The 9,019-nt window shown below is 58.3% G+C and carries 7 protein-coding genes; 3 read left to right on the top strand and 4 right to left on the bottom strand.

Annotated elements, in window-relative coordinates:
* Positions 1-31: 31 nt before the first annotated feature.
* Positions 32-379: a hypothetical protein gene (locus Q6A51_RS20710; protein ID WP_201000672.1), complete on the bottom strand. Its 348-nt coding sequence runs from the start codon at positions 377-379 to the stop codon at positions 32-34.
* On the opposite strand from Q6A51_RS20710, the gene Q6A51_RS20705 reads away from it, so the two are divergent.
* Positions 370-987 carry an aspartyl/asparaginyl beta-hydroxylase domain-containing protein gene (locus tag Q6A51_RS20705; protein ID WP_201017139.1) on the top strand — a complete coding sequence of 206 codons (618 nt, stop codon included), beginning with the start codon at positions 370-372 and terminating at the stop codon, positions 985-987. The two genes, Q6A51_RS20710 and Q6A51_RS20705, sit on opposite strands and share 10 nt — an antisense overlap.
* 278 nt (positions 988-1,265) lie before the next feature.
* Here Q6A51_RS20705 and Q6A51_RS20700 read toward each other — a convergent pair whose 3' ends face one another.
* Genes Q6A51_RS20700 through Q6A51_RS20690 form a run of 3 tightly spaced genes read right to left on the bottom strand, consistent with a single transcriptional unit; the run spans position 1,266 to position 5,582 of the window.
* Positions 1,266-2,474 (bottom strand): alpha/beta fold hydrolase, encoded by a 1,209-nt coding sequence (locus tag Q6A51_RS20700; protein WP_304575614.1) that lies wholly within the window; start codon positions 2,472-2,474, stop codon positions 1,266-1,268.
* Between the two features lie 57 nt (positions 2,475-2,531).
* The gene (gene syrB2 / locus Q6A51_RS20695) at positions 2,532-3,476 is read right to left on the bottom strand and encodes a syringomycin E biosynthesis L-threonyl-[L-threonyl-carrier protein] 4-chlorinase SyrB2 (RefSeq protein WP_201000669.1); all 945 of its coding nucleotides are present in this window, start codon (positions 3,474-3,476) and stop codon (positions 2,532-2,534) included.
* Between the two features lie 18 nt (positions 3,477-3,494).
* Entirely contained in the window at positions 3,495-5,582 is a 2,088-nt protein-coding gene (locus tag Q6A51_RS20690) for an amino acid adenylation domain-containing protein (RefSeq protein WP_304575613.1), read from the bottom strand.
* Positions 5,583-5,903: 321 nt separating this feature from the next.
* Here Q6A51_RS20690 and Q6A51_RS20685 point away from each other — a divergent pair, with 321 nt between their 5' ends.
* A complete protein-coding gene (locus Q6A51_RS20685; RefSeq protein ID WP_201017136.1) occupies positions 5,904-6,965 on the top strand; it encodes a TauD/TfdA family dioxygenase in 1,062 nt (353 codons plus the stop codon).
* A 160-nt stretch (positions 6,966-7,125) separates the two neighbouring features.
* A complete protein-coding gene (locus Q6A51_RS20680; protein ID WP_304575612.1) occupies positions 7,126-8,820 on the top strand; it encodes a cyclic peptide export ABC transporter in 1,695 nt (564 codons plus the stop codon).
* The last annotated feature ends 199 nt before the right edge of the window (positions 8,821-9,019 follow it).

The following is a 9,019-nucleotide window of genomic DNA, read 5'->3' as shown; positions in this document are numbered from 1 at the left end:
CAATGCGGACATTACCCATCGGCGTGACGAATCATGAGGTTCGATCAATAAAAGTCGTCTCGGCGGTCGCAGTCGGTGAACCGGCTTTTCGAGAGAAGAATGCGCAATCGAGCAAACCATCCCGTGCCTGGGTACCGGGCGCTTCCGGGGAGCAATGGTTGGAAATTAGAGGATCGGTTCTGGACTGTCTGTCGCCGGAAGTGGGGACAAACAGCAGGCGCAGCACGGGTGGATCGGTGTACCCGAATACGGTGGCAGACAGCCCATGGTGGCGCAGGCCAAATGGCTTGATCGCCTTGCATTCGCCTGGCGAAAGGCAAATGACCTCACCTTGAAGGTCTTCCAGTAATTGCTGATGAAGGAGGTGCCATGCGCCCATCGTTTTATGAAGCCAGCCGTTTCCCGCAACTTGAAAACCTGGCCAGAAACTGGGAAGTGATTCGCGATGAATTTCAGGCTCTGGATGCGCCGACCCTGGAAATAAATCGCGTGAACAAGTCCATCACCGAGTTGTTCGAGGAACTGACCGAGCACGTCAATAACGGCGGCGAGTACGGCTGGCTCTGGGGGTGGGGCGACAACGACCAGTTGATGACCAACTGGACGCAATACGCGCTGGTGGCCTACGACCAGCCCATCCCGTTTGCCCAGCAAAAGATGCCTCGCACCCTGGAGCTGCTGAGCAACACGCCAGGCATCAAACTGTGTGCGTTGTTGCGCCTGGAGCCCAATGTGTTCCTCGGCACGCATTCCCATGGCGGGACCTGGGAAGAGGGCTTGCTGCACATGCAACTGACCATCGATGCGCCGACCCGGCAGAACTACAACTACCTGAACGTCAATGGCCAGTTCAGCCAGAGCGTCAACGGCAATCTGGTGGTGTTTGATGGCTCACTCGATCATTTCGCAGTCAATGCATCGAATGGTGTAAGGACAGTGATGTATATGGAGTTCTATCGCGAACAGCATATGGTGGGGCAGGCCTGATTGATGCGTAGGAGCGAATCGGGCGGCGCTCCGCTTATTCGCGAGAGGCCCGTACACCCGAAGAAGCTTTATCGCCTTCAGCGGACGTCTCGCGAATAAATTCGCTCCTATCAGAGGTGGACAGAGGTATTCCATACACTGCCGTAAAGGCGGAACCAGTAGGGCCAGCACATGCCGATAATGGATATGTACGTCGGATAACGTTTCAAACTCATTCGCGAATACTGAAGTATCGCGAATGAATTCGCTCACACAGACCGTGTGGAGTGCGGTTTGATTTAAATCAGTGCGGGTTCTTCCAGTTCTTCCATGAAGCGAAACGCGGTAGCGCACGAACGCGGGGCATGCTCGAAAAACGCCAGGTGGCTGCCGTTTTCTTCAACATGCAGGCGTGCCCCGTCGATAGTCTGGGCTATATGCCGTGAGCCACCGATGTGCGTGGTCTGGTCGCTGTCACCAGCCACTACCAGCACCGGCACGACGATCTGGTCGAGCAGCACGTTCAGGTCCGTCTTGTTCAAGGCGTCGTTGAGTCTTGAGTAGCGGTAGAACAGCTCCGCATTGGTGTACGGAAACAGGGCCACGTGGGCAATGGGTTCCGGGGTGGTGACCAGCGTGGCCTGGTCGACGAACAGCATCTGCAGGTCGCCGGCTTCATTGCGGTCGGATGCGGCAGCTTCCATCAGCCACTCGAAATTGCGCTGATGGGCTGTGCGCAGATTGTCATCGGCCAGGTTGTAATCACCGTGCCAAAGGCTCAGCGAACGAACGCGCTCAGTGTTGGCGGCGGCTGCGCACAAAGCGATCGCTGCGCCGCCACAGATCCCCATCAGGTGTGCGCTGTCATGGCCGAAGTGATCCATGACAGCGAACAGGTCCGCAACCTGAGCGTCGGCATCCACGTCCAGACGATCGAAGTCGATACAGGCCCCAAAAAGCCCGCGGGTTTCCCAGGCCATGACGAAGTAGCGTTCGCCCAGCGCCTGGAACCATTCGCGGCACAGCTCGAAAGGCAGGCCGCACGGCAGTGCAAGTACGATGGGCGCCAGTTGCCGGTTGGCACTGGCGTAAGTATTGAGCAGGACACCGTCGCGGGTGATCAGGCTTGATCGGGCGATGCCTGGCAGAGGAGGGCTGAAGTCGAAATCCTGGATCAGCATCTGTTGCGCCGGATCCGGTTCGGCAACGCCAAACAGCTCATAGTTGAAATCCAGCGCGGCACTGATTTTCCTGCTGATGAACAATTCAAAAGAGGACAGTTGCGCAATGGCATCGTGGCAGTATTCCAGGTGTCGGACGCCCAGGCGTTCGAAAGCCAGGCTGACCGCCTTCTGTGTTGCTGCTACGCCGGGGCCGGCGATGATCGAACGATCATCCTCGGCCCCGAGGAAGCCGATACGAATCGGTTCGGGGAGGTTGGTCGCCAGATGCCGGAGCATCCTGACTGCCTCGCACAGGCGCGTCGCCGCGTCAGTGAAGTTGGACATGGTTAAACGCTCCTTACCAGACATGTGTGGTGACCTGCCGCCTCGATTACCGATGACTCAGTCTTCCCTGAACTTCTTGCCGCGAGTGGTTTCAGTCACCAGGCGGTTGTAGTCAGGAGTGGAATTACCGATGACCTGCACCGCGCCGTATTTTTCCAGGCTGATCTTGCCGCCGTATTCCTCGATGTGATCGGAATCCGGGTAGACGTGGACGAAGGACGGTACATAGCGGGACGCGAAGCCCATGCGCATTTCCTGGCTTTCGCCGCTGTGCGGGTACGAGGCGTGCATCAGGGTCGACCAGAAAATGATGAACTGGCCGGCTTTCATCTGGATGGGCACAGCGCTGGCTTCGTCGGGTTTCCAGTTCTCGTCGATCTGCAACTGGCGATAGTCGTAGCCGAAGAAACCACGGCGTACGCCGTCCTTGACCACCGAGTTGGAGGTTTCCGGCGAGTAGCTCATGCGCTTGGTTTCGTCGTAGTTCATGCTGTTCTGCGTGCCGGGAATGAACTGCAGGCAGCCGTTGGCAATGCTCACGTCGGTGAAGGCCGTCCATACAGTGATGGTGCCGCCAAACTCTTCGTTTTCAGGCCAGATGATCTGCGGCTTGCCCGAAGCGTTGGCAAAGGTGTCTGCCTGGTGCCAGTCGGTGCCTTCATCGCCAGGGTATTTCGGGAAAAACTCGGTGCGCCAGCACAGTACATCCGGGCCGAGGATGCTTTGTACGCGGTCACAGATTTCCGGGCAGCCGATATGGGAGGCCAGGAAGTCGTCATCCAGGTGGCGGTCGTAGTTGGCGATGTTGGTGCCGCCGGAAATCGCGTCCAGATCCTGATAGGCCGCATGGCTGCGGTCCAGCAGGCGCAGGCGAAGGCGTTTCCAGACTTCCTTCATTTCATCCTGGTCATAGGCTGTGAAAGGGCCGATGAAACCGTTCTTCTCGAATGTGGCGCGTTCCTCCTTGGAAAGGTGGAATCGCTTGATTGCTGTTTCAGACATGTGCGTGTTCCTTTTCGGTCAATGGGCGTTGGCAAGGGAGGTGCGAATGCTGTCGGCAAGAATCTTGGCAGTGGCTCCGTTCGCGAGAGCGCCAGGGTTGAGGTCGACCTTGTAGTGAGCCTTGAGCAGGCTGAGTGAGCGGATCAGGGCCAGTGAGGTACCGCCGTGATCGAAGAAGTCGTCGTTCAGGCCAATGCCCTTGAGGCCGATGTCGTCGGACCAGACCTTGAGTACATGCAGCTCCTGTTCCGACAGGTTGCCCTGATCGATTTTGGCAAGGGAGGTACGAATGCTGTTGGCAAGGATCCTGGCTGTGGCTCCGTCCGCAAGGACGCCAGGGTTGAGGTCAACCTTGTAGTGAGCCTTGAGCAGGCTGAGTGAACGGATCAGGGCCAGTGAGGTGCCGCCGTGATCGAAGAAGTCGTCGTTCAGGCCAATGCCCTTGAGGCCGATATCGTCGGACCAGACCTTGAGTACATGCAGTTCCTGCTCCGACAGGTTGTCCTGGTCGGTTGTGGCGCTGACGTGCTCAAGCGGCGAAGGCAGTTGCTGTTTGTCGATCTTGCCGTGGGCGGTGACCGGCAGTGCCGCCAGGCCAATGTAAGTCGAGGGACGCATGTAGTCCGGCAACTGTTGTGCGGCCAGGGCCGCCAGTTCACTGCGCAGTTCCCGGGTCACGGTCTGTGAGCCATCGGCGGGAACGACGTAGGCCACCAGACGCAAATCGCCCTGACCGTAGTCGTACGCGGTAACGTGACTGGCGGAGATACTCTTGCTCGACTGCAGGGACGCTTCGACTTCGCCGGCTTCGATACGGAAGCCGCGAACCTTGAGTTGCTGATCGCTACGCCCGGCGTAGTGGTATTCGCCATGCTCGTCGAGCTTGAGCAGGTCGCCGGTGCGATAGGCACGGATGCCGCTGCCTGGCAGAGTGACAAAGCGTTCGGCCGTCAGGCCCGGACGGTTCAGGTAGCCCAGGGTCAGCCCGGCGCCTTCGATATACAGCTCGCCGATTTCGCCTGTGTTCACCGGCTGCTGTTTTTCATCCAGCAGGTGCAGGCTCCAGCCATCCAGCGGTTTGCCGACAGATACGGTAGCCGATGTTTCGAGGTCCTGGCCGCGTACCCGTTTGTGGGTGGTGTGCACAGTGGCTTCGGTGATGCCATACATGTTGATCAGGGCTGGCAGCGCGTCACCATGACGTTCGACCCATGGACGCAGCACGGTGGCGGGCAATGCTTCGCCGCCGAATACCACGTAACGCAGCGACAGACGCTTGCTGGCCTGGCTATCTGCTTCGTCAAGACCGCGGAAGGCCGATGGCGTCTGGCTCAGGACAGTGACCTGATTGCTGATCAGCCACTTTCTGAAGGTCTCAGGCGAGCGGGAGATTTCGTAAGGCACGATGGCGACCTGGCCACCGTGAGCGAGCGCGCCCCAGATTTCCCAGACAGAGAAATCGAAGCCGATGGAGTGGAACATCGACCAGATGTCATTTTGAGTGAAATGGTAGATGCGCTGAGTGCTTTCCAGCAGGCTGCTGACGTTGGCATGGGTTACCAATACGCCTTTGGGTTCGCCCGTGGAGCCTGAGGTGTAGATCACGTAGGCCGGAGCCTGAGACGCATCGGCGCTGCTGGCCTTGAATTCGCCAGGGTTCTTTTCTGCCAGCAGCTCGTTCAGGAGCAGCACTTGCAGCGAAGGCGTCCTGGGAATGCTGCACAGGTCACGGGAGCTGACGATCAGTTGCAGGCCGCTGTCCTGAATGATGTGCTCGATGCGTTTTGCAGGGTAGGCCGGGTCGACCGGAACATAGGCACCACCGGCCTTGAGGATGGCGAGCAGGGTAATGACCAGATCGACATCGCGCTCCAGGCACAGGCCGACCAGGCTGCCGTCCTTGACGCCGCGCTTGCGCAGGCTGGCTGCCAGCGACGAAGACGCTGCGTCGAGCTCTGCGTAACTGACGGCTCGGGTTTCATCGGATAGCGCTGTTCTTTCGGGAAATTCTCTGGCCCTGGCACTGAACAATTCGTGCAGCAAGGTGCCGGGTCGCAGTGGGGCTGACAGCTTGTCTGCCCCTTTGCCAGTCGGGTTGATCGGCATGAATAACACTCCTGTTTGATCACAAGTTGCAGTGCGCTGGACGCATTCGGAAACCAGGTTCTGCAGCCCGTACCGAAGAGTGTGAGGTACTTGCGAACCGCTCGTATCTGCGCAGCGGAGGCATTTCAGCACCGAACCCGCAAGGGTGTCTGTCGAGGGAAATGGGGACAGTTGGTGACGCGCTGCGGGGGCCGTAATGTCCCCGATTGCGGTGACAGACAGGCGTATCGGGCGATGCTTACATGCTGGCGCAAAGCGTGCCGGTACGGGAGGTTTCTCGATCAGGCGCGACCCTCGATACCCATCGCCCGGGAGTTATGCATGAACCTTGAAACCATCGCGTCGCCTGCCGGTTTGCAGGCGAACATTACCGAGCCGTTGCGCTGGCCGGACAGCCGTAGCGACGCAAAGGTGCGCCTGTCGCTGCTGGACCCTGAAAGCAGCCTGCCAGTAGTGATCGAGCCCGTCGAAGCCGGGCTGGAGCCGCTGGCCTGGGCCGCCGAAAACCGTGAAAGCATCGAAGCGTTGCTGTGCCGGCACGGGGCGATTCTGTTCCGGGGTTTCGGTCTCGATACAGTGCCCTTGTTCGAGAGTTTCGCCGAGGCATTGTCCCCGGGATTGCACGGCGGATATGGTGATCTTCCGAAGAAGGAGGGCGGGCGCAATGTGTATCGCTCGACACCTTATCCCGAGCGGGAAATGATCCTCTATCACAATGAAAGCTCGCACCTGGAAAGCTGGCCGCGCAAGCAATGGTTCTACTGTGAGCTGCCATCGAAAGTGGGCGGTGCGACACCCTTGGTGGACATTCGCCAGATGCTGTTGCAACTGCCTGCCGAAGTGGTCGATACATTCGAGCGCAAGGCGCTGCGCTATATCCGTACCTTTACCTCAGGTGTGGAGCCCAGTTGGCAGAGCTTTTTCGGCACCGACCGGCCCGAGGTTGCAGAGGCTCGTTGCCGCGAGCAAGGCACGGCATTCGAGTGGCTGGATGCCGACACCCTGCAAATCCACACCCATTGTCCGGCGGTCATTCATCACCCGGTCACCGGGCAGGCGGCTTTCTTCAATCAGGTCCAGTTGCATCACCCGTTCTGCCTGGGTGAGGAAATGCGCGAAGACCTGTTCGACATGTTTGGTGAAGACCGCCTGCCGCGCATGGTCAGCTACGGCGATGGCAGCCCTATCGAAGATGAAGTCATGGCCCTGGTCGGCGAAGCCTACGAGGCCTGTGCGGTCAGGTTCCAGTGGCAGAAGGGTGATCTGGTCATGCTCGACAACATGCTCGCTGCACATGCGCGCGACCCCTATGAAGAGCCAAGGCTCATCGCAGTGGCCATGGGCGAGATGACCACGCGAGACGCCATCTGGCCACGCAAATGATTGACGCTTGTACTCGGAGTCCGGGACAGCTGCGAGCCGTCTCGTCCGTACACTGGCTTTTGATCTTTCACTGTTTTTCCCGAACGAGCTGGAGCGTTCATGCACCAGCGATTCGTAATCGGTACTGCCATCTGGCCCGTCCATGCAAGGATATTGAGCAATGAGCAACGAGCAAGAGAAAAAGCCCAGTCCGGGTTCGATCATGCGCCTGTTATGGCGCAGCCATCCCTGGCTGACCCTTTTCACTCTGGTGACCGGTGTCATCAGCGGGGTCGCTTCGATTGCAGTGGTCAACGTGATCAACCAGGCGATCCATATGGAGGGTTCACGGACCCATGTGCTGTACTGGTTCATCGGCCTGAGCGTCGTGGCGTTCGTCTTTCGCAATGCCGCAGCGTTCTTTCCGGCCTATGCGAGCATGCACATCATGACGAGGCTGCGCATCGCGCTGTGCCGCAAGATTCTGCGCACTCCCCTTGAAGAAGTGGACAAGCGCGGGCCGGCGAATGTGCTGACCATGCTCACCAATGACATTCCCCAACTCAATACCACGCTGGTCGTGATGCCCACCGTGCTGGTCGAGACGACGGTATTCCTGTTCGGTATCGCTTACCTTGCCTACCTGTCCTGGGTGGTGTTTGCGGTCACGCTGTCGCTGATGTTCGCGGGAGTGGTGCTTTATCTGTATTTCTTCAGCAGTGGCGTAAAGGTGTCGAGCCGGGTGCGTGACGAATTCACCTCGTTCAACGAATACACCCATGCGCTGGTGTTCGGCCTCAAGGAGCTGAAGCTCAATCGTATTCGCCGCAACTGGTTCAGTCGCTCGGCCATTGATGCTTCCTCAACCCGGGTGGCGCGTTTCAACTTCATCGAACGTGTCTGGTTCACGGCCGGTGACAACGTTGGGCAACTGACATTGTCGGTACTTTTGGGCTGCCTGTTGTTCGCCGCGCCGAAAGTGGCAGCTCTGGATCCGGCCGTACTGACTGCCAGCGTACTGGCCGTGCTTTACATCATGGGGCCGCTCTCTCTGCTGGTGACCGCCATGCCGATTCTGGCTCAGGGTCGTGTTGCAAGCAGCCGGCTGGCGGAGTTCGGATTCGGTATCAATGACAAGCACCCACAGGTTGTGGAGGCGGAAGTACCCAAGCTGCTGCACTTCCCGCAAAAAGCCTGGGATACCATCTCGCTCAAGGACGTGAAGATGGATTATCAGAATGCCGATGCAGGTTCGGGGTTCGCCCTTGGGCCTGTGGATCTGGACATTCATGCAGGAGAACTCATCTATATCGTCGGCGGCAACGGCTGCGGTAAAAGTACCCTGGCCAAAGTGCTGTGCGGTCTTTATATCCCGCGTCAGGGCCATGTGCAGATCGATGGTGTCGACGTTACCGACAAGAACCGCAGCGACTACCGGGATATGTTTTCGGCTGTGTTCTCCGACTTCCATCTGTTCAACCGCCTGATTGGCCCGGATGAAAAGGAAGCAAGCAGTACGCTGGCACAGAAGTACCTGACGACCTTGGGGCTGGCGGACAAGATCAAGATCGAAGGACACGGTTATTCGACGCTGAAGGCGCTTTCCTATGGACAGCAGAAACGCCTGGCGCTGGTCTGTGCTTACCTGGAAGACCGTCCGGTCTACGTCCTCGACGAATGGGCTGCGGACCAGGACCCACCGTTCAAACGGTTCTTCTACGAGGAACTGCTGCCTGACCTGAAGCGACGCGGCAAGACGATCCTGATCATCACCCATGACGATCAGTACTTCCAGCTGGCCGACCGCATCATCAAGCTGGCCGACGGACAGATCGTTTCCGATATCAATTGCGGGATTCGCGATAAGCAAGCCTGAGGCTTGCGCCTCTTTGGCCCGGCCTTTTGGCCGGGCTTTTTTTGGGGAGGGGAATCAAGAGGCGCTACGTTCACACAGTCTGGGCAGGAGCGAATTCATTCGCGAATGAATTTTAAACATTCGGGGGGGGGGGGGGTTAAAATAAAAAATATCCGTGTGTCAACCAAAAATAAAAAAAAAAAAAAAAGAATACCCAATA

It is taken from the genome of Pseudomonas serbiensis (assembly GCF_030580745.1).
GTDB classification, from domain to species: Bacteria; Pseudomonadota; Gammaproteobacteria; order Pseudomonadales; family Pseudomonadaceae; genus Aquipseudomonas; species Aquipseudomonas serbiensis.
Note: the sequence above shows the minus strand (reverse complement) of the source record. Positions and strands in the feature narration are given on the sequence as shown.

Excerpts from the sequence above, each read along its gene's own strand:
- Q6A51_RS20680 (WP_304575612.1), top strand. The coding sequence starts at position 7,126 with ATGAGCAACGAGCAAGAGAAAAAGCCCAGTCCGGGTTCGATCATGCGC.
- syrB2 (WP_201000669.1), bottom strand. The coding sequence starts at position 3,476 with ATGTCTGAAACAGCAATCAAGCGATTCCACCTTTCCAAGGAGGAACGC.
- Q6A51_RS20705 (WP_201017139.1), top strand. The coding sequence starts at position 370 with ATGCGCCCATCGTTTTATGAAGCCAGCCGTTTCCCGCAACTTGAAAAC.
- Q6A51_RS20710 (WP_201000672.1), bottom strand. The coding sequence starts at position 379 with ATGGGCGCATGGCACCTCCTTCATCAGCAATTACTGGAAGACCTTCAA.
- Q6A51_RS20700 (WP_304575614.1), bottom strand. The coding sequence starts at position 2,474 with ATGTCCAACTTCACTGACGCGGCGACGCGCCTGTGCGAGGCAGTCAGG.
- Q6A51_RS20685 (WP_201017136.1), top strand. The coding sequence starts at position 5,904 with ATGAACCTTGAAACCATCGCGTCGCCTGCCGGTTTGCAGGCGAACATT.
- Q6A51_RS20690 (WP_304575613.1), bottom strand. The coding sequence starts at position 5,582 with ATGCCGATCAACCCGACTGGCAAAGGGGCAGACAAGCTGTCAGCCCCA.